Origin of the sequence: Streptomyces sp. NPDC050485 (assembly GCF_044458185.1) — a bacterium.
Classification (GTDB): domain Bacteria; phylum Actinomycetota; class Actinomycetes; order Streptomycetales; family Streptomycetaceae; genus Streptomyces.
In genome coordinates, this window is record NZ_JBITHR010000002.1 from 540,732 (window position 1) to 564,211 (window position 23,480).

Sequence of the window (23,480 nt, forward strand, 5' to 3'; positions counted from 1 at the left end):
AATAACCAAAGGAATTGCCTCGTCATGACGACTTCCCTCACCCAGCCCACCCACCAGGGCCCCGTCCAGGGCGACGGCCGGAAGAAGAGCCGGAAGAAGCAGTGGACCGCGGCGGTCGCGCTGCTCGCCGGCGCCGGCCTGCTCTCCGCCGGTGGCTACGCAGCAGTGCAGTCGGATGTCCTGCTGAAGTCGGGCGTGTTCTCCGTGGACGCCGCCCCGATGGCGGACCCGATGGACCTGAAGGTCGACAACGCCGAAGAGTTCACGAAGGACCTCACCTTCAAGGACATGAAGAAGGGCGACACGGTGTCGCAGGACTTCACGCTCCGGAACAAGGGCAATGCTGAGGACATCAAGAAGCTGACTCTCAAGTCCGTCACGGCCAAGAGCGGCGGCCAGCCCGTTTCCGACTCTCTCGCCAAGGCTCTGGCCATCGAGATCCGGGACAAGGCCTCTGGCAAGGTGGTGGAGCGCGGGACCCTGCACTCGCTTATCAACTCGGGCCGCCCTCTCATGAGCATCGATGTGGATCTGCCCAAGGGTGGACAGAAGGCCGCAGAATTTAACCTCAAGGTTATTTTCATTGACGTCAATGGTGCAGCGGCCGCGGGTCAGTCCCTCGACTCCATCGACTTCACCTTCCGGGGCTCCGGTAAGTAACGGTCTCCGTACCGCGGTTCGGGTGGCCCAGGAATTCGGGTTCGGCGTTTCCTGGGCACCCGCATCTGGGATCTGATGTGAAGGGCTTCTGCACCGTGCTGTCGTTGGGGCGTTCTTTGGTTCGGGGGCGGGGGCGGCGTCGCGCCCGGCCGCCAGTGCCGCCCAAGCGGGGTGTCGGTACGCTGCGTTGGGCTGGCACGGTGGGCACGCTGGCACTCGTGGCGGTGGTTGGCGCGGCCGCCTACGGCTGGTTCGTCCACGGGTTGCGCTACGTACCGGTGCTGACGGGCTCGATGAGTCCGGGCATGCCGCCGGGCTCGCTGGCGGTGACCGCACCCCTGGACCCGGCGGACCTCGCGGTCGGGCAGATCATCGCGTTCCGGCCCCCCGCGCCCCTGGCCCCGCAGGACGGCAAGCCGGTGTTGCACCGGGTCTGGAAGCTGGAGACCCAGCCGGACGGCCACCGGTCCTTGCAGACCAAGGGGGACGCCAACGCGGCCGAGGACTCGTGGGTGTTGAAGGTACCGCCGCCGGGGTCGCCCGGCTACTCAGAGGTCGTCTACGCGGTGCCCCACGCCGGAGCTGCGGCCCAAGTCCTGGCTGCCATGGGCCCGTTGGGGCTGTCCGCGACTCTGGGCGGACTGGCGCTGACGGTCCACGGTCTGCGCCGCCTTTCCCGTGCCTGAGGGCAGGGCGCTGGACAAAACAAGTCGGACAAGAGAAGAAAGTACGAACTTGCTCATGACACGCATACGTCGTCCGCGTCTCCTCGCCGCCGCGGTCACCGCCGCGGCTCTCCCCCTCCTGGCCGCGGCCGGAGCAAGTGCTGCGGGGCAGGAGAACCCGGCCCCGGCCGAGCGGATCGACGTCCAGCAGGGGCCGGGCACGGCCTGGTCGGCCGATACGCCGCACCTGGCTCCGGGGGCCAGCGAGGTCCGGTATCTGGATCTGGTGTCGTCGTTCCCCCGGACGATGACCCTCGCCTCCCGGCTGGCGGGGGAGGGGGACCTGGCGGGAAAGGGGGGACTGCGCACGGCAGTTGAGGAGTGCAGCGTCTCCTGGGCCGCGGACGGAAGCTGCTCGGGCCTCAGCCGTTCCCTGCTGGGAGACGGTCCGCTGGCGGAGTCCCGTAGCCTCTCGGTCACGTCACTCGCAGCGCACGCCACCCGGCACCTGAAGGTCCACATCACGGTCCCCAAGGACCTTCCCCAGCACCTCTACGGCTCCAGCGGCCGCGCGGTCTTCCACGCCACGGCGTCCGACACGACGTCGGGCGGCGGCGGTAACGGAGGGGGCGGCAACGGCGGTGGCGATCACGGGAACGGTGGCCAGAACGGCACTGGAGGCCAGGGCGGCACCGGGGGCCAGGGTGGCGCCGGACAGGGCGGCCACGCCCAGGGGCAGTTGTCGCACACTGGCACCACGTTGCTGCCCGCAGCGCTTCTGGCGGCGGGTGCGGTGATCGCCGGGCTTGCCGCCGTGGTCGCCCGCCGCAGGCGCATCTGAACCGTTCCGCAGTACACGGCCGCCTCCGCCCACGGGAGGCGGCCGTTCCTGAAACCGGCTCAGGATCCCCACCCGAGCCGGCCTTCGCCGCGGCTCCCGGCCTACTTGCCGAGAAGGAATGCAAGAGTGCGGAGGATCAAGAGTGCGGAAGATGAGGATGCTTGAGATGGCCAAGAGCAGACCGGCTGGTCCTCGCCGGCTTGGGTCAGCGCGCGAACCAGGGCACGGCGGGGTCCATTCGTCCCGCTGACCCGTCCATGCATGCCACAGCAGGATGCCGCGGCGGAGGCTCCGCAACTCCCGCTTTATCGAAGCGAGTTCGCCTCGAAGCCGGTGTCCCCTCGGTCCGAGCGCCGGCGCGGACCGAGGGGACACATGGTTCAACCGAGGGGACACACGGTTCAGAGGACGAACACGCTCCGGCTCCCGTTCGGGCGGTATGTCTCACTGGGATAGATCAACCAGGTGACCTGCCCCGTGCAGTCGGGCCCGGAGTGCACCTCGGCGATCGCGTCCGTGTGGTTGGTCACCACGGGCTGCACGAAGTCCCCGAGCGGGAAGCAGCCGCTCGGATCCTCATGGGCCACACCGTCGATGATGAGTACTCCGGCAGCCGCGTACGCGGCGTTCGGCGCCCCCAGCGCGAGTGCCGCGGCCGCCGTGAACACACCGAGCGCCGTCACCATGCGTCGCACCATGCACTTATCCCTTCCGTCACCGCGGGCCGCACCCTCAAGCGGCCCACTGGTTCAACTCACCGTATGTGCATGACTACTTGACGTCATGGGCGTACGGAGGTGAGGCCCGCCCCCGTCAACGCGCCCTACGCCGACGAACCCGACCCTCGGGGTGGGCCACCCACAATGTGATCTACGGGGGTGCGTGCGAGAACGTCAGGCATTCCCCCACCGGAACGGTCCTCCAGCGCCCCCTCACGGGCCTTTGTTTCGCGGCGGCCTTACCGCAGCCATCAAGGGTGCGCATGGGTCCCGTCAAAGCGGCGATGTCCAGGTTCGCACCGTGGCTGTCCGTGCGTAGTGTTCGGCTGCCGGCAGATGTTTCGTACACGTGAACTGGGTGCCCCATCCTCGCAGTTGACAGGGAGCTCATCGTGAAGACCTCACGTCTGTGCGTACAACCTTCCACGCCCCTTTCTTCGCCGGCCGGGCCGGTAGTTGCCGAGGCCGAGGACCTGGTGGGCCAACTCGCCGCCGAGGGACACCTCCCGGCCGATGCCGCGGAGCGGCGGACCAGAGAGATAAGGGCCGAGCTCGACGCGACGGGTACCTACCGGCAGAGCTCCGACGAGCTTCGCCTCGGTGCCCGGATCGCCTGGCGGAACAACCCGCAGTGCATCGGCAAGTTCTACTGGAAGGGGCTGGAGACCCGGGACTGCCGCGACGTCGGGGCCGGCGGCCGTGATGAGAGCGCCCTGTTCGAAGCTCTCGTGGACCATCTCCGGCTGGCCTGGAACGGCGGCAAGGTACGCATGCTCCTGAGTGTTTTCGCCCCGAGCGGGCCCGATCGGGGCGGACCCAGAGTCTGGAACGGCCAGCTCATCCGCTACGCCGGATACCGGCAGCACGACGGCTCCGTCTTGGGCGACCCCGAGACGGTGGATCTGACCGAGGCCGTGCTGCGGCTCGGCTGGCGCGGTCGGGGCACCGAGTACGACGTCCTGCCCCTGGTCATCCAGTGGCCGGGACGCGAACCCCGATTATTCGACCTGCCGCCGGACGCGGTACCCGAAGTGCGCATCAGTCACCCCGACTACCCGTGGTTCGAACGGCTCGGACTGCGCTGGCACGCCTTTCCCACCATCTCCAACCAGGTGCTTGAACTGGGCGGCCTGCGCTACCCCCTGGCACCGTTCAGCGCCTGGTACACCTGCACCGAGATCGGCGCCCGCAACCTGTCCGACACCAACCGGTACGACAAACTCCCCGAAGTCGCACGAGGGATGGGCCTGGACACCGGCCGGGACCGCACCCTGTGGCGCGACCGCGCGCTCCTTGAACTCACCGCGGCCGTACTGCACTCCTACGACCAGGCCGGGGTCTCCATCGTCGACCACCACTTCGCCACCAAACAGTTCGTACGCCACGAGGAACGCGAACACAAACACGGTCGCGGCTGCCCGGCCGACTGGTCCGCCATCGTGCCGGCCACCAGCGGCTCCACCACTCCCATCTGGCAGCGCCGGTACGAGCCCACCAGGGCGCTCCCCAACTTCTCTCCCCAACCGGTCCCCTGGTCGACCGGCAGCACCGAGGGGTGAACGGGTGCCGCTCAGCTCATTGCCGCACCGCCCGGCCGAACCCCACCGCGCTCTGCTGCGCGGCCCTGTCCCCAGCGCGCTCCCGAATCGGGGCTTGCGCTGCCCAATTCGGCGCGGTAGTCGGTCCCTTATGGCACGCGAATGGCACGCTCCCAGAAATTGGCCTAGGCAACAAACAAAACCCCAGGCCATTGATCTGGGGTTTCGCTATGGAGCGAGTGACGGGAATCGAACCCGGGCTCTAAGCTTGGGAATCGCGCGGGGCTTGAGGGGCTGGTGTGGCCCTTGAGCTGCGGAAATGCCCCGCGAGAGGGAGCTTTCGGAAGCGTTGCACGGGTCCGGTTGTGCCCGCTGTTCGCCACCCTGACTGGCATGGAATGGCACGTGGTGCGGGTCGTGTCCCCGTGCGGGGGACGGAGGTCGATGTCGGGGTGCGTCGGCGTGTTCGCCACGGCGAGATGCCCCGGTGCGGGCTCTGGACGGGGCCGCACCGGGGCGGTGGCGTCATCCCTGGGCGGGGAAGTAGGTCGAGCGGATCTTCATGTTCGCTCCGCCTTTGACGCCCGCCTTCAAGGCGTACCTGGTGCTGCGGCAGTCGATTTCCTCGTAGACGTAGGCGACTCCCCCAGTCTTGTTGTTGGGAGAGTACGCGGGCTTGGACTCGTTGGAGTCCGCCATTTCCGGGAGGTTGTAGCAATTCCCCGTCGGGATGGCCTGCCTGTTGGCCTGTTGCTCGTTACCGTTCGCGTCGGTGTACACGTAGTAGAAGTGGCCGAGGGTCTCGGCGGAGGCCGGGTTGGGAACGGCGACCACCAGTGCCAAGGCGCAGGTGGCAGCGGCGGTGGTGATGGCGCGAAGGCGCGTCAAGGGGGCAGTCCTCACATGGAAGGGACTTGCTCAGGCGCTCCGGAGTTACCCGGTATAGCGGCTGGTTGGCCGCCTTTGGCCTGAATGAGGCAAGTGGCGTCTTTCGCTACTGTTCACGCCGCCGCGAGGCGGGTCCCGCCTGTGCCGTGGAGGGGCGCGGCTACAGGCCGGCGGTGGCGTTGCTGATGACGGACTGGACGCCCACGATCGCGTTCCCGGCCGTGGCCGTGACGGAGGCGACCGTCGTGGCGACGGTGCCGCCTCGGGGCGCGGCGGAGGCGGGGGTGGCGAGGGCGCCGAGGAGCGCGGCGGTACCCAGGATGACGGCAGCGGTGCGACGCATGGCGAAGTGCCTTTCGGAGAAGGTGAGTTGGCGCTCGACTCGACAATCGGAACGAGTCGTTCCCCTCAACAGTCCGAGCCGATGATCGGATGCGCTCCTTCGCCCGAACGGGCTAGTAGATGGCCGCATTGTCGTTCTTCTCGCCCTCGGGCCGAGCCTGCCCCGAGCTTCTTGCCACTTCCGGTTCTGTCGAACCCGCGCTCCAAGCTTGGGAATCACGTGGGGCTTGAGGGGCTGATGTGGCTCTGATCTGCGGAAACACCGGTGCTGTGGATGCTTCGTGGCTGATCGGACGGGGCCTCTGGTGGCCGCTGTTTACCGCCCTGGATGGCGCGTAGTGGCACGTCGGTTGGCAGTGGCTGTGAGGGAGGGCTTCGTAAGGCCTCTTTGTGCCCTTCGGTACTCCAGGTGAGCAATCCCTGGCGCGTAGGTTTGCAGGAGTGGTCCTTCCGTGGGGTGAGTGCGTGACGTGTGCCCGGTGCCGCGAACTGGCAACCAACGGATGAGAAGTCGAAAGGAGATCGTCCGGCTCGGCGGATCTTGGTCTCGCTTGTGGACTCCTGCGCAGCGCAGGTCAGAGGCTATCCCCCGTCCAGGTAAGGCAGCCTCGGGCAGTCCACCAGAGGGCCCGTCCAAAGGCATCCGCTCCCCGCAATGCTCCCGCATTTGAGGTCGCTGACCTGCGAGGGCGGGCCGTTTCCTGGTGGGGAAGTCACGCGCCCCGCCGCCCGCTGCAACCTACCCGGCGAGTTGGAGGCAGCTCACCTCCCGGCAGCCGGTACTCCCACGCGGTTTCCTCCCTGCGCCAGCTCTTCCGGTTCGCCAAGAAGTACGGCCGTGCCTTCGCCGACCCCACCCGCGCCTTCAAGGTCCTGCGCACGGAGCCGCGATTGATCGATCCGATGTCGGCTCAGGAGTTCGCTCATGTCGAGCAGACCGGCACCGCTCCAGCCGCGCGGCTCGCGAACTTCCTCCTCGGATGGGCCTGCGTCGGCCCCTTCGCCGCCCTGATCACCGCCATCATCGCGGTCAAGGAAGGACGCGACGCTTGGCACGGCAGGGGCAGCTGTGCCCAGTGCGACGAACGGAAAGCCGCGGCGCAATGCATGTTCAGGGCCGGGTGAGGATGGTGCAGATGTCCGCATCGGTGCAGGTGCTGGGGTCGGTGTCGGCTGCGCGGCGAGCGAGGCCACGCAGGGCGTTACGGGTCTTGCGGAGGTCGGCGAGGCGCTGGTCGATGTCGGCGAGGTGCTGCTGGATCAGTTCGCCGACGTGCGTGCAGGGGGCCTGGCCGCTGTCGCGCAGGGCGAGGACGCCCCGGATCTCGGCCAGCGTCAGCCCGGCGCTCTGGGCATCGCGGATGAAGGCCAGGCGCGTGGCGGCCTGGGGCGGGTAGTCGCGGTAGCCGCCGGACGTGCGCGGCGGCGGAGCCAGGAGGTCCTCCTGCTCGTAGAAGCGGATGGCCTTGGTGCTCAGCCCGGCGGCGGAGGCGAGCTCACCGATACGCATACGTCCAGGTTAGCCCTTGACCTTCCAGTTGAGTGGAAGGTCTACCGTCGGATGCAGAGAGAACGACCTGGGAGGACGGCATCATGCGGATCACGGTCCTGACAGTCCCCGCCTGTCCCAACGCCCCGGTGGTCCAAGAGCGGATCGGGTTGGCGCTCGATGGCCGGAGCGCCACCGTGGACCTGGTCGAGGTGGCGGACGAGAGGGAGGCCGCGCGGTGGGGCATGACGGGATCGCCGACGGTCCTGCTGGACGGTGTGGACCCGTTCGCCGTGCCGGGGGCGCCGCCGAGCGTGTCCTGCCGCCTGTACCGGAGCCGGGACGGCCTGGTGGAAGGATCCCCCACTGTGGATGACCTGCGGCAGGCGATGCAGGCTGTCGGCGCGTCCGCCGACGAGGATGGGTACGGTCCGCCGGTGGACCCGCTCGACCCCGTCGGGCGTGCCGGTCGAGGCCGGCTCGCCCCGGCCGAACGAGGGCTGCGGGCCGTGCAGCAGACGGTCCTGCGGCACTTCGCCACCACCGGCAGCGCACCCGGTCCTGCGGTACTGGAGCCGGTGGCGGCCCGCTTCGGGCGGTCGGCGCGCGACGTGCTGGCCGAGCTGGCGGCCGAAGACTTCCTCACGCTGGACGAGAGCGGCGCGATCCGGGCCGCTTACCCCTTCTCCGCCGTGCCCACCGCCCACCGGGTGAGCATCGCCGGTGGGAGCGAGGCGTGGTCGATGTGTGCCATCGACGCGCTGGGCATCCCGGCGATGCTGGGCACGGACGCCGTGATCTCCCCGGCCGACCCGCTGAACGGCACCCCGGTCACGGTGACGGTCACCGGCGGGCGGACGGAGTGGGAACCACGCGGCGCGGTGGTGTTCGTCGGCCGCCGCTCCGGTCCAGGGCCGGCGGCCGCGGTGTGCTGCGACACCCTGAACTTCTTCACCGACACCGCCAACGCCCGGACATGGGCCGCCCAGCACCAGGACGTGGCCGGCGAAGTGGTCGACCGCGCACAGGCCGAACAGCTCGGTGCCCAGATCTTCGGGCCCCTGCTGGGCGAGACCCCCGACGTGCGGCCATGTGACTGCTGAAAGGCAGGTCGTGATGCCCGTCTCCCGCCACCAGCCAGGTGGCATCCACACAGCCCTCATCGCGGTCGGCGCCGCCGTACTGGCCATTGCCTGCTGCGCGGGACCGGCGCTGATCGCCGCCGGGGCCCTCGGCGTCCTCGGAGCTGTACTGGCGAATCCCTTCGCCATCGCTGCCGCCGTGCTGCTCGCAACCACCGCTACAGCATGGGCCCTGCACCGACGACAGCGCGCACGACAGGACTGACACCAGCCAGCCGCAGGAGCCGACACCGTGCTGTTGCGGGCAGGAGCTGGAGAGCGGTTCGCGGAAGCGCTTTGCGATCGAAGGCGGGATGCGCCGACCCTCGATGGTCGCCGACGAGCGACGTTGGCGGGCGATGCCCCGTCGTCGGGTGCGAAGGCTTGGGTGACTGTCCGCCGGTGGACTGCTTATGCCAGGTCCGGATCAGGCCAGCTCAGGGCGATGACAGCGCGTCCTTGGGTGGGGGAGCCTGCTGATCAGGGAACCTCGCGACATTGGAAAGGCTCGAGCGTGAAGCGCGAAATAACCGTAGTCGGCGGCGGAACAGCTGGTCTGATTGCTGCCATCACTCTTCTTCGTACGTGCCCCGGCACGGACGTCACCGTCATCCGCTCCACGGCGCTCGGCAACATCATGGTCGGCGAGGGAACGTTCGCGGATACGCCCAACTATCTGCACGACGTTCTGGGGATCCCGCGGGAGGACTTCTACGCGAAGGTCAATCCCATCTGGAAGCTTGGTGTGCGGCTCAAGTGGGGCCCGCGTCCGTACTTCGACTACCCGTTCAACGAGCAGTTCGACAACCAGATTCTGCCCAGCCAGCAGAAGCCGTGGGGCTACTACCATCTGGACGACTACGAGGATGGCTCGCTGCCGGCGGCTGTCAAGGGTGTGGCGCCTGCGAAGAGTTACGGCTACCACATCGAGAACCAGCCGTTCGTGGAGTACTTGGAGCAGCACTTCGCCGGACTCGGCGGAAAGCTCGTCGATGCCAAGGTGCAGTCCGTGGAGGTCGGTGAGGCCGGCGTCGAGAGCCTTGTCCTTGAGTCGGGTGAACGCCACACCGCGGACTTCTACGTCGACGCGTCGGGCTTCCGGGCGGAGCTGATCGGCAAGGGGCTCGGCGAGCCTTTCGTCAGCATGCGCGACCACCTGTTCTGCGACAGGGCGGTCGTGGGCGGCTGGTCCCGTGAGGACGAGTCGATCCAGCCGTACACGACCATGGACACGATGGACGCCGGCTGGTCGTGGCGCATCGATCACGAACACGCCATCAACCGCGGCTACGTCCACAGCAGTGCGCACATCAGCGTCGACCAGGCTGCCGACGAGCTGGTGCGCAAGAACCCGAAGATCAATCCCGACACCCTCCGTGTCGTCCCGTTCGAGGCTCGACACATCCGGCGCCCGTGGGTGAAGAACGTCGCAGCCATCGGTAACGCCTGCGGCTTTGTCGAGCCGCTGGAGGCGACGAACATCCAGGTCATCTGCTCCCACTCGCAGCGGCTCGCCCAGGCCATCAACGCCGGTGGCCTCACCAACCCCGACCTCGCGCAGGACTACAACGACGCTGTCCAGCTGCAGTGGGACGACATCCGTGACTTCCTCGCCCTGCACTACCGCTTCAACAACCGGCTGAAGACGGAGTTCTGGGAGATGGCGGTCCGGGACACCCCTCTGGGAGGGCTTGAGGAGTACGTCAAGGTCTACCAGGAGACCGGTCCCGCGCTGTTCACCGATGCGGCCGGGAAGCCGGGCAGCATGTTCGGCTACGACGGCCACCTGGCTCTCCTGCTGGGTCTGCGAGTGCCTTGGAAGGACGGCGGGATCCGCTAGTCCGTCCCCCTGTCGACCCCGCCGACGCACGGCTGCGAATCACTCGGTCGCAGCCGCGTCGGCGGGCGTCGTCAGTTCTCGCTCAACGAAGAGGTCTCATGATCGACCACTCCCTCGTCGCACGACACTACGAATCATTCAGTGAAGGACCGAGGCTCCAGAAGTCGCGGGTCCGGCGGCTCGAATTCGAATCCACTCTGCATGTTCTGGGCAAGCACCTTTCCCCGCAGTCCACCGTTCTCGAACTCGGCGCCGGACATGGGGCGTACTCCTTCCACTTCGCCCGGCAGGGACATCACGTCACCGCAACCGACCTCGTCGACGTCAACGTGGAGGCCATGCGGGCTCTCGCGAACGAGGAGCATCTCGACACGGTCGAGATTCGGCAGGCCGATGCGACGGACCTGGTGGGCTTCGCCGATGACGCCTTCCACTCCGTCCTGAGTCTCGGCCCCTACTACCACTTGAGGACGTGGGAGCTGCGGCGCCGCTCTCTGCTCGAATGCCGCCGGGTGGTGCGCGACGGGGGCATCGTCGCGGTCTCGTACATCAACCGGATCTTCGCCGTGAACTACCTGCTCAAGACGGGCCAGGGGCTGACGCCGGACCAGTACGAGTCGCTGATGCGGCCCGATGACGAACGCGTCGATTATCCGGACGAGTTCTTCAATGTCTCTCACTTCTCCACGCAGGAGGCCGTCGAGGACGAGCTTCGGTCGTGCGGCTTCGACATCGTGGAGCACGCCGGTACGGACGGAGTGGGCGGTTTCTTCCCGGAGACCCTTGAAGGGCTGGACGAGGACGCATACGACGACTTCCGCTCCTACCACCTCAAGACCTGCTCCCAGCCCTCGCAGCGGGGGGCCAGCAGCCACTGCCTCGTGATCGCCAGGAAGGTCTGATCCGGAGCCCCGTTCGTCCGGCATCGCAGACGGTGCCCCATCCCACGGCTCTTGCGTTGAGCACTGTGGGGTGGGGCACCGACGATTCTCCCCACCTGTCGTGTACTGCGAAATCACCTGGTCCAGGGGCTGGAGGCACCCGCGCTGCCGTGCACCACGGCGTTGGCCATCTGGCGAACCATCCTGGTGAGGATCGGCTCGGTGGTGGCGAAGTTGAGGCGCACGAAGCCCCGGCCGGGCGGGCCGCAGCTGCCACCGTCCACGGTTGTCACCCCTGCCTTGGCGGTGAAGAACTCGGCCAGGTCGGGGCCCGGCAGATTCAGGTCCCGGAAATCCAGCCAGCCCAGGTAGGTGCCTTCCGGCGGCGCGTACCGGACGCCCGGCAGGTGCTCGCGCACCAGACCGCCCAGGAGGTGGCGGTTGCGGTCGAGTTGGCCGCGCACCGCGTCGAGCCACGGTCTTCCGCATCGGTACGCGGCCGTCGCGGCCACCACGCCCAGGATCGAGGTGCCGTCCGTGGCCAGCCGACCGAGACCGTCCCAGCGGACACGGTCGGCATCGTTGGTGAGCACCATCTGGGCGCATTTCAGCCCGGCCAGGTTCCATGCCTTCGAGGCGGATACGGCCGTGACGGTGTGGTTCGCGGCCGCCAACGACACGGTGGCGTACGGAATATGGCGGTGCCCGTCGAAGACCAGGGGAGCGTGTACTTCGTCGGAGAAGACCCGTCCGCCGTGGCGCTCGACCACCGTGCTGATGGCGGCCAGTTCCTCGGGCTCCATGACCCGGCCGACCGGATTGTGCGGGTTGCAGAGGACGAGCAGGTGCCCGCCTTCTCTGTAGGCGCGGTCCAGGGCGTCCAGGTCGTACACGTAGCGGCCGTTCGACTCGACCAGCTCGACCTGGATGACCCGCCGACCGAGCAGACCGGGAACGCTGAGGAAGGGCGTGAAGGTCGGCACGGGCACGATCACGGCCGAGCCGGGCCGGGAGAAGTGCTCGACGGCCACGTGGAAGGCACGGATGACGTCCGGCAGCAGCCGGACGTCATCCGGCATGACCTCCCAGCCGTGGCTCTCTCGCTGCCAGGCGGCACACGCCTCACTCAGGCCGGTCGCGAGAGCCGGGGGCAGGTAGCCCAGTTGGTTCCTGCCAATGGCTTCGGCCAACGCCTTGGTGACCGGCGCAGCGGTGCCGTAGTCCATCTCGGCGGCACAGGCTCCCAGCAGGCCGGGTCCGGACGCGGTCCATTTGAGGTGGCCCGCCTCGCGGAGCGATTCCTCGGTGATGCCGTCGGTTTCCAGCGCTGAACGGCCGGGTGAAGTCGGCCTTGTCATAAGCGAGTTGCTCGCATGGCCGTGCTTCATGACGTACCAGGAATGGGGCCGGTCGACTCGGTCCTGATGGAGCCCGGCGGCCGACCGGCCGCGACCAGAGCATCGATCACCATGGCTTTGTAGTCGGCAGGTCCGCACACGTACGACGTGGGGGCGTCCATGGCCGAGACGATGTTCCGCACGGCACTGGCGTGGAGCCTGCCGTCCGTCTCGGTCAGACGGAGTGCGAGCCGCATGCGGCCGCGGTTGGCCCGCTCCAGTGCCTCAAGGGCCGCTATGAACGGAGTGGTGTCGCGGCGTCGGCCGGAGTAGTGGAGGTACACCTTGCGGTCGGACGCGGCGAGGGCGTACTTGCACAAGGAGTAGAGGGGAGTGATGCCGACGCCGGCAGCGAAGAGAAGGATCTCGCTGTCGGAGTCGTCGAGGGTGAAGTGACCGGTGGGGGGAATCGCATCCAACGTCATGCCGGGTTCGGCCCGTTCGTAGAGCCAGTTCGAGCCGGTGCCGGGGTTGCGCTTGACCGTGACCGCAAGGCGGGGGTCTGACACCGGGCAGGTGGATATCGAGTAGGAACGCAGGACGGGCCGGTCGGCGGCGACGGGAATCCGCAGGGTGAGGAACTGTCCTGCCTGGTAGTCCAGAGGCTTTGATTCCGGTCCCGGCGCCGGTTCCAGAACGAAGGTCTTGACGTCGCGGCCCTCGCTGACGATGTGGTCAATGCTGACTTGAACGAGTGGAGTGGCTGCTCGGCTCACGGGCCGTCCTCTTCCATCAGAAATGCGAGTGCGCTCGGTGGGAACGGCGGTGCCTGGGCCGCTCGGGGCGCCGCCGGGACGTTCCTGAGGCACGCCCCGGCAGGCGCGGTGGTCGACGGGCGTTCAGGAACCGCCGTGCGCGCCGACGAGGGCCTCCGTACGGACCAGCACCTCGGAAGGAGCGGCCGACGCGTGGATGTCCGAAGTCGGTTTCATTCCAGGGGAGTTGGTCTTGGCCGCCAATTCCAGACGTGCGGCTTCCTCTCGGGCCGGCTTGAAGTGGAGCCGGTAGAGCGGCATGGCAAGACCCGTGGTGAGGACGGCGATCAGCACCAGGATCGAGAACAGCTGCTTCTCGATCAGCCCAAGCGAGAGTCCGATATTGATGAAGATCAGGATCATCAGCCCTCGGGCATTCATCAGTCCGCCCATCGCCACCGACTCGCCCCATCCCCAGCGGAAGGAGCGGAGGACGGACAGGGCGGAGAGGAACTTCGAGGTGAAGCCGGCGATGAGCAGCACCAGCAGTGCCCATACGTAGTCGCTGCTCAGCGCGCCTGTGAGATCGGTGTTGAGCCCGGAATAGGCGAAGAACACCGGCAGGAACAGGCATCGGACGGCCTGCATCAGTCGGATGTTCAGCAGGGGCGCGAAGCCCGGCACACGAGGCAGCGCCATGCCGCAGATGAATCCGCCGAAGACGGAATAGATGCCGATGTAGTCGGTGAACCAGCCGGCCGCCAGCACCAGCGCCAAGAGTCCCGCGACGAGCCCGTCGCTGACCTGCCCGGAAAGTACGGCCTTCTCCATCGGGGCACGGAACACCTTCGGCAGCACAACGAAGGCCGCCACCATGAACACGATTGCGGGAACGATGGTCTGCCACGCGGCCAGCCAGTCACCGTGGATGGCAAGGGCGCTCACCACGGCGAGCACACACCATGCCGCAGCATCGTCGATCGCGGCCGCCCGAACGGCGACACCGCCGAAGTGCGTGCGCATCATGTCTCGCTCCTGGAGTGCCCGGGCGAGCATCGGGAAGGCAGTCAGGGAGAGCGCACCACCGACGAACAGCATGAACAGCGGCAGACTGACACTGGACGGGCGGTAGTCGCCGGCGATGTACCACGCGGCCGCCGCGCCGACGATCAGTGGGACCACCACGCCGGCGATGGACAAGACCACCGGAAGTACCGCGTCTTTGCGGGTGGTTGGGTGGTACTCATGCTCAAGTCCGACCAGGAACATGTACAGACAGAGCCCGATCATCGCAACCACATAGAGCGTGGGTTTGGCCGTGGCGGAGAAGACGTAGCCGCTGAAGTCGGGTGCGAGTGCGCCGAGCACGGTGGGTCCCAGCACAATGCCTGAGACCATCTCTCCCACGACCGCCGGCTGACCGATCTTGGTGGCGAGGCGCCCGAACACCTGGGCTGCCAGCACGATGACACACAGGGCCGCGGTCACTGCTAGAAGGAGTTGCATTTTCGGGTCGTGCATCGGTCCGACTACCTCGGATCTTTCACTGAGGGGTGTGGGCTTGAAGGAGAGGACCTCAGAGGTCAGCTCAGCGGCTGACGGTTCCCGCTTCCAGACGCCGCACCATGCGACGAGTGGTCTCCAGCGGGGTCTCCTGAGAGGAAGGCTCGGCGAAGCCGCCGCGCTCGTTGATCTCGGCGACCTTGGCGTTCCACTCCTCGTGGCCGCGGAACGCGATCGACTCCTCGGGCGAGTAAGCCGGGTACTCGCGGTATTGGTTGGCCGCCGAGCCGGCCTGGCCGCGGACCAGCATCGGGTCCAGGTAGAGGCCCTCGTTCGCGACGAGCGTCGAGGTGGAGATGTAGCCGATGTCCAGGCCGCAGCGCCGCTTCTCGGAGGTATTGGCCTCGGAGCAGTGCAGGATGTTCGGGTGGTGGATGGAAACGTCGCCGGGCTGGAGCTCGATGTCGACCACGCCCGCCTTCTCCACCCAGTCGCGGACGATTTCCTCGCGGGTCTCGGAGTAGAGCATGTTGGCCACGTCGGTACGCACCGACGGGGCGTGGATGGGCAGTTCATGGCTGCCCGGAACGATCCGCAGGCAGCCGTTCTCGGTGGTGGACTCGTCGATCGCGGCCCACACGGTGAGTGCCCGCATCGGCTGCAGCTTCCAGTAGGCGCCGTCCTGGTGCCAGAGAACCGGTCGGCCGTCGCGCGGGGGCTTGCAGACATAGTGCGAGGTGAAACAAGCCAGGTCGGGGCCGAGGATCAGTTCGGCGATGTCGACCAGGCGCTCGTCGGTGACAAGGCGTACCCAGAAGGCGTCGTTGCGCATCAGCGGGTGGTGGTATTCCTCCGGCCGCAGGTGCGGGTACCGACGGCCGAGCCACTCGACGTGTTCCCGTGCCTCTGCGATGAGTTCCGGGTCGAGGACGTTCCGGAGAATTGCAAAACCGTTCTTCTCGTACTCGTTGAGTACGGCTGCGGTGTCGAACTCGGACATGGGTAACCCCCACTGTGGTGGATTTGTGCGTGTATGGGTGCGCGCTGTGCGGCGCGCGGATGAGAGGGAGCGACTCGGTGGCGAGGGGCCGCGGGAATCGGTGGCCGGAGCATCGGTTCGGATCCGGAGAGCGGCGGGCCGGGGAAAGGCGGCCGGGTGGAGCGATGTACTGCGTGATGCAAGGGGCCGAAGGAGCGCGGCCCGCTTCCTACTGCCAGCCAGTGGTGTAGGCGGTGGCCTGCCAGCCGGTGGTCTGGGGGGCTGCGACGGTGGTGGTGTGGCCGGTGGTCGGGGTGCCGGTGGTGGCCTGGAAGGCGCAGGAGGCGAGGAAGACCGCGGCGAGGGTCTTGGCGGAGCGGCGGGCGAAAGACATGACAACTCCTGTGCGCTGTGCGAAGTTCTCGGGCGTCCGGATCCGGGATGGTCGAGTCCCTCTGGCTGGTTCCGGTCGGGCGGATGGTCTGTGAGCTGGCCCGTGGTGCCCGTGAGCAGCACTCTTCCCCAGCCGGTCGCGCGCTGTCATCGATCTGAGCTGTCCGGATCCGGCGGTGGCATAAGCAGTCCACCCCGCCACCGGACCGGAGCCGTGTGTCGTGGCCGCAGACACGCAGACACGCAGAGGCCGGGCCGCTCGGAGTTGTTCCCTCCGTGCGGCCCGGCCTCTGGGCGGGAGCCAAGTCCCCCTGGAGGTCAGCGTTCTGGGTCTGCGGGCGTCCGCCCCATGCTGCTAAACGGGTGCCGGAGCGCTTTCGTCCGCGGTGATCCAGCCGTACAGGGCGGCTTGCGCACCTGCCTGGAATCGGCTGCGAGCGTCCAGCTTTTCCATCAGATCGGCTGCGATGCGACGGACGGTACGCGAGGAGACGCCCACACGCTTGGCGATGAACTCGTCCGTGTGGCCTTTGGCGAGCAGCCGCAGGACTTCGGCCTCCGCGCTGGTCAGGCCCCGGTCGTCGCGCTCGTGCACCCTTTTGGTGACGAGTGGGGTGGCTCGCTCCCATGTTGCCTCGAAGAGCCCGCACATGGCCGCGAGTATTCCGTCACCGCGCAGGATGACGGCCCCCATGGAACTGTCGTCGCGGGTGACAGGGATCAGGGCCGTGGTGCGATCCATGATCAGCATGCGGATGGGAAGCGAGGGGACCGTACGGACCTGGCCGCCCATCTCTGCCAGCCAGTTGGCGTAGGCGATGGTGGGCGGATTGTTGCGGAGGCTGTCCAGGTAGACGGTGCGCATCTTGACGCCACGCCCGAGCAGCTCGGCATCCTGGGGCTTTGCCGCTTCCATGTTTTCGGCCGTCTGTGCGCCGTCAGGCGTGAAAGCCATGATCTCCTCACGCACTTCGGAGCACAGCATGCGGATCCGGTCCCGGATCTCGTCGAGGGCGTACAGCTTCTCGACGTCCCCGTTGCCGCTGTCCTGGACCCGGGAGAACTCCGCGATGATCTTCTCGGCCGCGAACTTGGCGTTCTCCAGCTGCTGTTGAGCGGCGGCGAGCTCGGCCTGGCGTTCGGCCAGGAGGACCTTCATGCCGATCTGCGGGGAGACGACGTGCATCCGGTTGGGATCGTCGGACGAGGGGCGGACGAGGGCCAACTGGCTGAGCCGGCCCAATTGGACCCGAAGCTCGCTCTCGGGAAGACCAGTGATTTCCCTTATTCGGGTAAATTCTTCACTGGGGTGGGCGAGCATCGTTCGGTATACGAGCTCGGTCACCTCTTCCATGCCCAGTGTTTCTGGCATATCTCCCCCGTTTCTTTCAGTGCAACGGTGCCAAATTGCGCACCGGTATTAAGTGAGCTGAGAATACATGACGAGCAGCGGCTTCCCCGGTCGTGTGCCTGCATGGCAGGCCTCACTTCCCGGAGCCAGAGGGCGGTTGGGCTTCCCCGGTTGTGTGCCGAGCGCCGGACGCTCCGTAAGTGCCGCGCGTCACAGCCTGATTGCATGAGAGCTCCGTTCTCAACGGCTTCCCCGAACTGGCTCGGCAAGGGGAAGTGATTTAGTTGGCAACTAATGCAGGCCGGGGCGTGCGCGTTCGCATCGCAGCGTCATTGGCGGGCTGAACTTAACTGCGGGGTAAGGGAATTGGGGGGACCGTGCATCGCTCGCGACGCGGCGGTCGGCGCCCCGCCGCCCGCGTGGGCGAACTGCGCAAGTCCTCTTCCGTCCTCGTCCGCATGCGGCCGCTCGCCACCCTGGTGGACGGAATGCCACTCCTTGATGCTGCTTGGTATGCACCTTGTCCACGTATCCCTAAATGATCCCTATGGACGTGTTGAGTCCGATTTTTCTTCGTTTCTTATGTCGTGTGCCAGTAATGGTGAGCGGCTTGATCACGCGATCGTCCATGTCGGCGACCGTCCCGTGCTCGGTGTCTTTGTGACGGCCCCCTCTGTGGAGGAGGCGGAGCAGACCGCGTGCGACGTGGTGTGCAGAGCCCTCAAGCGGCATCCCCGACTGGCGGGGGTGTCGATCGCCTCCTGCCAAGCGCCTCTCGTGGCGCCCTTCTACGAGCGGTTGTTGGGCATGCCGTGAAGAGGTGGACTGCTTATGCCACCGCCGGATCCGGACAGCTCAGATCGATGACAGCGCGCGACCGGCTGGGGAAGAGTGCTGCTCACGGGCACCACGGGCCAGCTCACAGATCACCCGCCCGACCGGAACCAGCCAGAGGGACTCGACCATCCCGGATCCGGACGCCCGAGAACTTCGCACAGCGCACAGGAGTTGTCATGTCTTTCGCCCGCCGCTCCGCCAAGACCCTCGCCGCGGTCTTCCTCGCCTCCTGCGCCTTCCAGGCCACCACCGGCACCCCGACCACCGGCCACACCACCACCGTCGCAGCCCCCCAGACCACCGGCTGGCAGGCCACCGCCCCAGCCGTCCAGGAAACCACCGGCTGGCAGTAGTTGACCTGGGGCCGATCGGAGCGCACTCCCACACCGCACGGACTACCAATCACCACGTTCGCCAAAGGTTGACCGCATGAACGACGCCACATTCAATGACGCGATGTCGGAAATCATGGAGATCAGAGAGCGATACGCCAGAGAGCGCTCGGTCTTCATCGAGGGCGACCGGATGGTCGAAATCCTCAAGGCGCTCGGGGCTTCGGCCGAGGACCTGGAGAAGATCAAGCTGGTGAGCGATGATCTGCCCAAGGATCCGACCCTGCCCTTCCGGGAATCCAAGAATGGGCGCTTCTGCTTCGACTTCGACAACTCCCGCGCCTATCGGCTCGAATTCCAGCCCTTCGCGCTCTCCGCGGAGGAGGACTTCGTACGGCATGACTCCGGCCAGACGAGGATCTTCGAGGAGATCGGAAACGACCTGCAGCTGAACTCCGCGCTACAGGCGCTCCTGGTCTTCAAGTCGCTGATCTTCCGGGGGCTGAGCACCGATCGCCGCCCGAAGCTGGACTACGACAGCGCCGAGTGGATATGCACGCTGTTCAATCTGAGGACGATCAGCACCCCCGACCTCCAGGGGGAGCCTGCTCTTGAGGGTGTCCACAGCGACGGTGTGGACCACACGATGACGACCTTCCTCGGCAGCCGGAACATGACGGCCGACAGCGCTGTCACCTTCCTCCACGCCATGGAGGAGAAGAACGGGACCCGGTGGAATGGCACGGACCCCGGGCTGGCCCTGGGCCGGTGCCAGCACCGCCATTTCCTCGACACCATGATCGTGGTCGACCACGAGCGGAAGCACAGCCTGTCCCCGGTCTCGGCCGTCGACAAGCGACTGCCCGCAACACGGGACATGCTCATCTTCTTCACCCGCAAGCCGGTGATGGAGGGGCACATCTCGCATCCGTACGACTCTCTCGGGGCCCATGCTGGACTCCCCATGGCGGTTGATCTGCCGCTGCCTCTGGAGGAAAAGATCCTTGTGGCAGCCGGGGCGCCTGCCGCAGGGGGCGTGGAGCGATGAACGAGACCGCCAATGAGCCCCGTCTCGGGAAAGATCTGTTGCGCCAATTGGCCAAAGCGAGTCGGCGGCGCGTCGCGATACGGACGCTCTTCATTCTCGTCGTGTACGCCGCCGGTACGGCCATCTCCCTTCGCTTCGGCTTCGGGTACGCGGCAGCCGTCCTCACGTCAATCCTTCTGGGCATGGTGCTGGCCGGATTCCTCAACGCGGCCCATGACTGCGTACACCGCTCGCACCTGCCTTCGAAGCGAGGCAACCGCGTCATGGGTGCGGTGTGGTCCACGCCGGTGCTGGTCAACTTCAGCGTCTACCGCTATCAGCACCTCGTGCACCACCGCTTCACGGGCGTCGAGGGGGACACCGAATCCAACAGGACCTATGCCAATGTGCCGGCCTACCTCTACGCGCTGACCGGCATCTCCCTTTGGCGCCACACGTTCGCGGGCTTGGCCGAGGCGTGGAGGGGAAATTTCCCGGAAAGCGTCAACAACGACCAACGTTGCTCCGAGGCCCGGCGGGACAACCTGGTCATCGCGTGCTGGTTGGCACTGGCGGTCGTCCTGACCTTGTTCTTCCCGCGTGTGCTCCTCTTTGCGTACTGGCTTCCGCTGTACTTTTCGGGGCCCGCGATCATCTTCCTTGCGCTACCGGAGCATTACGGGCTGTTTGGTTCCCCGGACGTTACCCGCAACACGAGGACCGTCCGCTCGAACAGCATGGCACGATTCCTGTTGTGGAATGCGAATTACCATGCGGAGCACCACCGTTACCCGGCTGTCGCGACGCTCAATCTGCACCGCCTTCACAAGGCCATGCCCGTTCCGCACCCCATTCAGGAGCGGTCCTACCTGGGCTTCCACGTGAAGATGGTAAAAGCCATCAGCTCGAAGGATCAGAGCCCCTTGGAAGCGCCCGAAAGCAGCGAACGCGCGACGGGCGATAAGATTCACAACTGAACGGGATCATTGCCATGTCCGAAGCGGCGACGCCCGAAATCGAGACCATTGAACGTGTCTGGTACGACGGGCAGTGTCATTGTGGCGGAGTGAAGTTCTCGGCAGCCGCCAGCCGAAATCCTACCGTCACCCTGTGCAACTGCGGGATCTGCTTCATGTCGGGACATCAGGAGCTCATGGTTCCGGAAGAGCGGTTCCAGCTGCACCAGGGGCAGGAATTCCTGAAGCCGTACCGGTTCGGCAACAAGATTGCAGATCACACCTTCTGTTCCGTCTGCGGGATCATGCCTTTCTATCGGCCGCGCTCTCACCCCACCGGGTTCTTCAGTGTCAATGCCCGCTGCCTCGACCTGGCTGCTTCCGAAGAGATTGAATACGTCGAGTTCGATGGGCAGAACTGGGAAGAGAGTATCGCTGCCGGGAAGCACGTCCTGACCGAATAGTGCTGTTGCTGCGCTCATTCCGCATCCGAATCAAGAAGACTTTGCGAGACGTCATGGAATCCGTCATGGAATCACTCGAATCACCCGAGACGCAGGACACGACCCCGATCGAGCGGTTTGTCTGGGATCTCACCTATGCCTGTCCCCTGCGTTGCCTGCACTGCCTGTCCGAGTCCGGTCGGCGGCCGGCGAGCATGCTTCGCCGTCAGGATGCGCTGAAAGTCGTTGACGTGATCATCAACGCCCGGCCGAAGCGTCTCTCGATCGGCGGTGGCGAGCCGCTGCTCGCACCGTGGTGGGAGGAGGCCACGCGGCGCCTCACCGCGGCCGGGGTACCGACCACGATCTTCACCAGCGGCTGGCTGATGAACGAGGCGATAGCCAACCGGCTCTCCGACTCCGTGACCGGCGTCGCGGTCAGCGTCGACGGCGCGAGCGAGGAGGTCCACGACCTCATCCGTGGACGTGCCGGCTCCTTCCGCAAGTCCATGGCGTCGCTGGAGCACTTGAACCGCATCAAGAAGGAGCGCAGGGAGCGCGGCGAGAGCTGCTATCGGCTGGGAGTCGAGTACACGGTCACGCGCAGTGGCTGGGAGGGCAAGGAGCAGTTCGTCGAGCAGGTGACATCCCGCTTCCCCGAGGTCGACTACGTCACCTTCGGTGCGGTGATTCCCGAAGGGCTCGCCCAGGAGGAGAAGTTCGCCTCGCGCGAGCTCCTCAGCGACGAACAGCTGGTGGAGCTCAGCGAATCGGAGGCCGAACTCGCGTCGTACGCGAGGAACGGCGCCCACGTCTCCGTGACGGACGCCCGGTTGTTCCTCCCAACCTCTCCGCTCAGCGCCGAGGGCGAGACCATCGCACACATCGAGGCGGACGGACAGCTCAGGGCGGTCACCAACTACGAGGCCAAGGTGGGCAATGTGCTGGAGGAGCCCCTCGACGTCCTGTGGAGCCGGGCTCTCGCGTGGCGCAACGACCCCTTCGTGTCGGAACAGCGGAACTCCATCCGGAACCTTGACGACTGGGCACGCGTCACCCGCCTGCTCGACCGCCGATACGGCTCCGCTGCCGACAAGCTGCGGATCGCGCGACGGAGCGATGCGGCGTGACTCGCGCACCCAAGGCGCCAGACGCCGCCCGTAGCGCCTTTGCGGGGGAGCGTGCCTGGCGATGATCACGGAGACGGCGTTCTACAGCGTGCTCGTCAGCGAAGAACTCAACACCGGACGACATTCCTTGCCCACCCGGCCCTGTCCGAGCAGCGAGGTCCCGAGAATCCCGGGCATCGGAGATGCCCTCGCGGCCACCCGGACCCTCCTGGCACAGCGTGTTGATGAGGCGTGCGAGGTCATCGAGACGGTGCTGACCGACCCGTCGACGGAGCCGGCGCTCTTCGGCGGCCTCCCCCCGGCCTCGCGGAGTGGGGAGTCGCTTCCTGAGTACGCGCACTTCCTGCTGCGTACCTATCTCGACCGCTTCATGTCCGTCGTTTTCAACGGGGAGCAGTCGATCCGGCTCGCGGTGAGCGGCAAACGCCTCAAGAAGGTCTCACGCAGGCTGCATGACGCGGTCGAAGAGTTCACCGTCCGGTTCGAGGTGGTGGGCGAGCTGGCCAAGAGCCTGGCAGCTGAGTACCCCGGGCACGCGGCCAAGACGTACGAGCGGGTCGCGGCCGCGATGCTCGTGCTGGCCGCGTGGGACGCCTCGCACCTGTCGCCCACGGCAGAGAGGACGAGGAGCCTCCTCAGGAGCGTCGAGCGAGACGGGAAGATCCGGCTGGCCCTCTTCGTGTGTCCGCCCGTCGACTTCACCCGGATCTCGGGAAGCCACCCGGAGCTCTACCTCCGTGACCACATGCACGGAAGCGTCCTGAGCCGCTTGGCGGGCCGTCTGCGTGACCTCTTCCGCGGTCTGGAGGGTACGGGCGTCGAGTTCGAACTCCGCACGCTCATAGGGGACACGGACGAGGACGACTATCTGTGGCACGGCGTCCCCGCGCCGGTGAACCTCGACCGAGTGGTGCTGGATGCGCGCAGGGAGCAGCTCATCGCCGCAGTGGAGAGCTATCTGACCGAGGAAGTGCCCGGATCGCCGGGCACCCACCCCCGCGTTGTGCGCAAGGGCACCGTCGTGGTGCGGCGTCTGTCAGCCATGGCGCCCTCCACGGAGTGCCAGGACGTCTGCGCGTCCGTGCTCGCCGCCCCGTTCGATCACTTCAGGCAGCGGGACATCCAGGCAGAAGTCGCCATCATGCGGGGCTTGTGGCGCCCCGGCTCCTATTACGAAGGGCTGCCCGAGCCTGACGACAAGACCCTCGCGGACGTCGTCGTACGGAAGTTCGCGACATATGCGATGCAGGGCAGGCTCCTGCGCGAAGTCGACCCCGACCTCGTACTCGTGCAGACCGAACGCCCCCCGCTCCTGCGCAGCAGGATGTTGAACGTCGGCTGGAACGAGACCGGTCGTTCTCCGCTGCCGACGGTCGATTTCTTCGAGCCGGAAGACGAATGACCGCACGGGCACCCGGCCTTGCTCCCCTACCGAAGAACACGAGAAGAGCGA

General features: G+C 66.7%; 25 protein-coding genes. 15 read left to right on the forward strand and 10 right to left on the reverse strand.

Annotation, left to right across the window (positions count from 1 at the left end; all coding sequences use genetic code 11):
* Nucleotides 1-24: 24 nt before the first annotated feature.
* The 3 genes from ACIBK6_RS06130 to ACIBK6_RS06140 all read left to right on the forward strand — a co-directional run bounded on the left by ACIBK6_RS06130 (nucleotide 25) and on the right by ACIBK6_RS06140 (nucleotide 2,166).
* Nucleotides 25-660: a TasA family protein gene (locus tag ACIBK6_RS06130; RefSeq protein WP_399049165.1), complete on the forward strand. Its 636-nt coding sequence runs from the start codon at nucleotides 25-27 to the stop codon at nucleotides 658-660.
* A gap of 218 nt (nucleotides 661-878) precedes the next feature.
* A complete protein-coding gene (locus ACIBK6_RS06135; protein WP_399049166.1) occupies nucleotides 879-1,346 on the forward strand; it encodes a signal peptidase I in 468 nt (155 codons plus the stop codon).
* A gap of 55 nt (nucleotides 1,347-1,401) precedes the next feature.
* The gene (locus tag ACIBK6_RS06140) at nucleotides 1,402-2,166 is read left to right on the forward strand and encodes a hypothetical protein (RefSeq protein WP_399049168.1); all 765 of its coding nucleotides are present in this window, start codon (nucleotides 1,402-1,404) and stop codon (nucleotides 2,164-2,166) included.
* Between the two features lie 401 nt (nucleotides 2,167-2,567).
* On the opposite strand, the gene ACIBK6_RS06145 is transcribed toward ACIBK6_RS06140, so the two are convergent.
* Complete coding sequence (locus ACIBK6_RS06145) at nucleotides 2,568-2,864, reverse strand: hypothetical protein (RefSeq protein WP_399049169.1); 297 nt, start codon at nucleotides 2,862-2,864, stop codon at nucleotides 2,568-2,570.
* Between the two features lie 413 nt (nucleotides 2,865-3,277).
* Here ACIBK6_RS06145 and ACIBK6_RS06150 point away from each other — a divergent pair, with 413 nt between their 5' ends.
* On the forward strand, nucleotides 3,278-4,444 hold the full coding sequence (locus tag ACIBK6_RS06150; protein ID WP_399049170.1) for a nitric oxide synthase oxygenase: 1,167 nt from the start codon (nucleotides 3,278-3,280) through the stop codon (nucleotides 4,442-4,444).
* Between the two features lie 504 nt (nucleotides 4,445-4,948).
* Here ACIBK6_RS06150 and ACIBK6_RS06155 read toward each other — a convergent pair.
* Together ACIBK6_RS06155 and ACIBK6_RS06160 are read right to left on the reverse strand one after the other, a co-directional pair.
* On the reverse strand, nucleotides 4,949-5,311 hold the full coding sequence (locus ACIBK6_RS06155; protein ID WP_399049172.1) for a hypothetical protein: 363 nt from the start codon (nucleotides 5,309-5,311) through the stop codon (nucleotides 4,949-4,951).
* A 160-nt stretch (nucleotides 5,312-5,471) separates the two neighbouring features.
* Nucleotides 5,472-5,654, reverse strand: a complete 183-nt coding sequence (locus tag ACIBK6_RS06160) for a hypothetical protein (RefSeq protein ID WP_399049173.1) — start codon at nucleotides 5,652-5,654, stop codon at nucleotides 5,472-5,474.
* A gap of 890 nt (nucleotides 5,655-6,544) precedes the next feature.
* Between ACIBK6_RS06160 and ACIBK6_RS06165 the strand changes: the two genes are divergently transcribed.
* Entirely contained in the window at nucleotides 6,545-6,778 is a 234-nt protein-coding gene (locus ACIBK6_RS06165) for a hypothetical protein (RefSeq protein ID WP_399049174.1), read from the forward strand.
* Here ACIBK6_RS06165 and ACIBK6_RS06170 read toward each other — a convergent pair.
* A complete protein-coding gene (locus ACIBK6_RS06170; protein WP_399049175.1) occupies nucleotides 6,765-7,163 on the reverse strand; it encodes a heavy metal-responsive transcriptional regulator in 399 nt (132 codons plus the stop codon). The two genes, ACIBK6_RS06165 and ACIBK6_RS06170, sit on opposite strands and share 14 nt — an antisense overlap.
* An 83-nt stretch (nucleotides 7,164-7,246) precedes the next feature.
* Between ACIBK6_RS06170 and merB the strand changes: the two genes are divergently transcribed.
* The 4 genes from merB (at nucleotide 7,247) to ACIBK6_RS06190 (ending at nucleotide 11,005) form a co-directional block, all read left to right on the forward strand.
* Nucleotides 7,247-8,245: an organomercurial lyase gene (gene merB, locus ACIBK6_RS06175; RefSeq protein WP_399049176.1), complete on the forward strand. Its 999-nt coding sequence runs from the start codon at nucleotides 7,247-7,249 to the stop codon at nucleotides 8,243-8,245.
* Nucleotides 8,246-8,258: 13 nt separating this feature from the next.
* A complete protein-coding gene (locus tag ACIBK6_RS06180; RefSeq protein ID WP_399049178.1) occupies nucleotides 8,259-8,489 on the forward strand; it encodes a hypothetical protein in 231 nt (76 codons plus the stop codon).
* Between the two features lie 288 nt (nucleotides 8,490-8,777).
* A complete protein-coding gene (locus ACIBK6_RS06185) occupies nucleotides 8,778-10,103 on the forward strand; it encodes a tryptophan 7-halogenase (RefSeq protein WP_399049179.1) in 1,326 nt (441 codons plus the stop codon).
* Between the two features lie 98 nt (nucleotides 10,104-10,201).
* Nucleotides 10,202-11,005, forward strand: a complete 804-nt coding sequence (locus tag ACIBK6_RS06190; RefSeq protein ID WP_399049180.1) for a class I SAM-dependent methyltransferase — start codon at nucleotides 10,202-10,204, stop codon at nucleotides 11,003-11,005.
* 113 nt (nucleotides 11,006-11,118) lie between these two features.
* Here ACIBK6_RS06190 and ACIBK6_RS06195 read toward each other — a convergent pair whose 3' ends face one another.
* The 6 genes from ACIBK6_RS06195 to ACIBK6_RS06220 form a co-directional block, all read right to left on the reverse strand.
* Entirely contained in the window at nucleotides 11,119-12,342 is a 1,224-nt protein-coding gene (locus ACIBK6_RS06195) for a MalY/PatB family protein (RefSeq protein WP_399049181.1), read from the reverse strand.
* A 26-nt stretch (nucleotides 12,343-12,368) separates the two neighbouring features.
* Nucleotides 12,369-13,097 carry a ferredoxin--NADP reductase gene (locus ACIBK6_RS06200; RefSeq protein ID WP_399049183.1) on the reverse strand — a complete coding sequence of 243 codons (729 nt, stop codon included), beginning with the start codon at nucleotides 13,095-13,097 and terminating at the stop codon, nucleotides 12,369-12,371.
* A 123-nt stretch (nucleotides 13,098-13,220) separates the two neighbouring features.
* Nucleotides 13,221-14,597 (reverse strand): cation:proton antiporter, encoded by a 1,377-nt coding sequence (locus ACIBK6_RS06205; protein ID WP_399049185.1) that lies wholly within the window; start codon nucleotides 14,595-14,597, stop codon nucleotides 13,221-13,223.
* A gap of 67 nt (nucleotides 14,598-14,664) precedes the next feature.
* On the reverse strand, nucleotides 14,665-15,579 hold the full coding sequence (locus ACIBK6_RS06210; RefSeq protein ID WP_399049187.1) for a phytanoyl-CoA dioxygenase family protein: 915 nt from the start codon (nucleotides 15,577-15,579) through the stop codon (nucleotides 14,665-14,667).
* A gap of 208 nt (nucleotides 15,580-15,787) precedes the next feature.
* Complete coding sequence (locus tag ACIBK6_RS06215) at nucleotides 15,788-15,952, reverse strand: hypothetical protein (protein ID WP_399049189.1); 165 nt, start codon at nucleotides 15,950-15,952, stop codon at nucleotides 15,788-15,790.
* Nucleotides 15,953-16,306: 354 nt separating this feature from the next.
* The gene (locus ACIBK6_RS06220; RefSeq protein WP_399049191.1) at nucleotides 16,307-17,323 is read right to left on the reverse strand and encodes a LuxR C-terminal-related transcriptional regulator; all 1,017 of its coding nucleotides are present in this window, start codon (nucleotides 17,321-17,323) and stop codon (nucleotides 16,307-16,309) included.
* Between the two features lie 992 nt (nucleotides 17,324-18,315).
* Between ACIBK6_RS06220 and ACIBK6_RS06225 the strand changes: the two genes are divergently transcribed.
* From ACIBK6_RS06225 to ACIBK6_RS06250, 6 genes are all read left to right on the forward strand, one after another.
* The gene (locus ACIBK6_RS06225) at nucleotides 18,316-18,492 is read left to right on the forward strand and encodes a hypothetical protein (protein WP_399049193.1); all 177 of its coding nucleotides are present in this window, start codon (nucleotides 18,316-18,318) and stop codon (nucleotides 18,490-18,492) included.
* Nucleotides 18,493-18,568: 76 nt separating this feature from the next.
* On the forward strand, nucleotides 18,569-19,519 hold the full coding sequence (locus tag ACIBK6_RS06230) for a 2OG-Fe dioxygenase family protein (RefSeq protein WP_399049194.1): 951 nt from the start codon (nucleotides 18,569-18,571) through the stop codon (nucleotides 19,517-19,519).
* Nucleotides 19,516-20,475, forward strand: coding sequence for a fatty acid desaturase family protein (locus ACIBK6_RS06235; protein ID WP_399049196.1), 960 nt, complete (start codon nucleotides 19,516-19,518; stop codon nucleotides 20,473-20,475). Before ACIBK6_RS06230 ends, ACIBK6_RS06235 begins: the two co-directional genes overlap by 4 nt.
* Before the next feature lie 14 nt (nucleotides 20,476-20,489).
* A complete protein-coding gene (locus ACIBK6_RS06240) occupies nucleotides 20,490-20,918 on the forward strand; it encodes a GFA family protein (RefSeq protein ID WP_399049197.1) in 429 nt (142 codons plus the stop codon).
* Nucleotides 20,919-20,983: 65 nt separating this feature from the next.
* Nucleotides 20,984-22,027: a radical SAM protein gene (locus ACIBK6_RS06245; RefSeq protein WP_399049198.1), complete on the forward strand. Its 1,044-nt coding sequence runs from the start codon at nucleotides 20,984-20,986 to the stop codon at nucleotides 22,025-22,027.
* A gap of 61 nt (nucleotides 22,028-22,088) precedes the next feature.
* Nucleotides 22,089-23,429 carry a hypothetical protein gene (locus ACIBK6_RS06250; RefSeq protein ID WP_399049199.1) on the forward strand — a complete coding sequence of 447 codons (1,341 nt, stop codon included), beginning with the start codon at nucleotides 22,089-22,091 and terminating at the stop codon, nucleotides 23,427-23,429.
* The last annotated feature ends 51 nt before the right edge of the window (nucleotides 23,430-23,480 follow it).

Bases quoted from the DNA above. Each gene is read 5' to 3' on its own strand.
- ACIBK6_RS06130 (WP_399049165.1), top strand. From the start codon at position 25: ATGACGACTTCCCTCACCCAGCCCACCCACCAGGGCCCCGTCCAGGGC.
- ACIBK6_RS06140 (WP_399049168.1), top strand. From the start codon at position 1,402: ATGACACGCATACGTCGTCCGCGTCTCCTCGCCGCCGCGGTCACCGCC.
- ACIBK6_RS06145 (WP_399049169.1), bottom strand. From the start codon at position 2,864: ATGGTGCGACGCATGGTGACGGCGCTCGGTGTGTTCACGGCGGCCGCG.
- ACIBK6_RS06160 (WP_399049173.1), bottom strand. From the start codon at position 5,654: ATGCGTCGCACCGCTGCCGTCATCCTGGGTACCGCCGCGCTCCTCGGC.
- ACIBK6_RS06170 (WP_399049175.1), bottom strand. From the start codon at position 7,163: ATGCGTATCGGTGAGCTCGCCTCCGCCGCCGGGCTGAGCACCAAGGCC.
- merB (WP_399049176.1), top strand. From the start codon at position 7,247: ATGCGGATCACGGTCCTGACAGTCCCCGCCTGTCCCAACGCCCCGGTG.
- ACIBK6_RS06180 (WP_399049178.1), top strand. From the start codon at position 8,259: ATGCCCGTCTCCCGCCACCAGCCAGGTGGCATCCACACAGCCCTCATC.
- ACIBK6_RS06190 (WP_399049180.1), top strand. From the start codon at position 10,202: ATGATCGACCACTCCCTCGTCGCACGACACTACGAATCATTCAGTGAA.
- ACIBK6_RS06195 (WP_399049181.1), bottom strand. From the start codon at position 12,342: ATGACAAGGCCGACTTCACCCGGCCGTTCAGCGCTGGAAACCGACGGC.
- ACIBK6_RS06205 (WP_399049185.1), bottom strand. From the start codon at position 14,597: ATGCACGACCCGAAAATGCAACTCCTTCTAGCAGTGACCGCGGCCCTG.
- ACIBK6_RS06210 (WP_399049187.1), bottom strand. From the start codon at position 15,579: ATGTCCGAGTTCGACACCGCAGCCGTACTCAACGAGTACGAGAAGAAC.
- ACIBK6_RS06215 (WP_399049189.1), bottom strand. From the start codon at position 15,952: ATGTCTTTCGCCCGCCGCTCCGCCAAGACCCTCGCCGCGGTCTTCCTC.
- ACIBK6_RS06220 (WP_399049191.1), bottom strand. From the start codon at position 17,323: ATGCCAGAAACACTGGGCATGGAAGAGGTGACCGAGCTCGTATACCGA.
- ACIBK6_RS06225 (WP_399049193.1), top strand. From the start codon at position 18,316: ATGTCTTTCGCCCGCCGCTCCGCCAAGACCCTCGCCGCGGTCTTCCTC.
- ACIBK6_RS06230 (WP_399049194.1), top strand. From the start codon at position 18,569: ATGAACGACGCCACATTCAATGACGCGATGTCGGAAATCATGGAGATC.
- ACIBK6_RS06235 (WP_399049196.1), top strand. From the start codon at position 19,516: ATGAACGAGACCGCCAATGAGCCCCGTCTCGGGAAAGATCTGTTGCGC.
- ACIBK6_RS06240 (WP_399049197.1), top strand. From the start codon at position 20,490: ATGTCCGAAGCGGCGACGCCCGAAATCGAGACCATTGAACGTGTCTGG.
- ACIBK6_RS06245 (WP_399049198.1), top strand. From the start codon at position 20,984: ATGGAATCACTCGAATCACCCGAGACGCAGGACACGACCCCGATCGAG.
- ACIBK6_RS06250 (WP_399049199.1), top strand. From the start codon at position 22,089: ATGATCACGGAGACGGCGTTCTACAGCGTGCTCGTCAGCGAAGAACTC.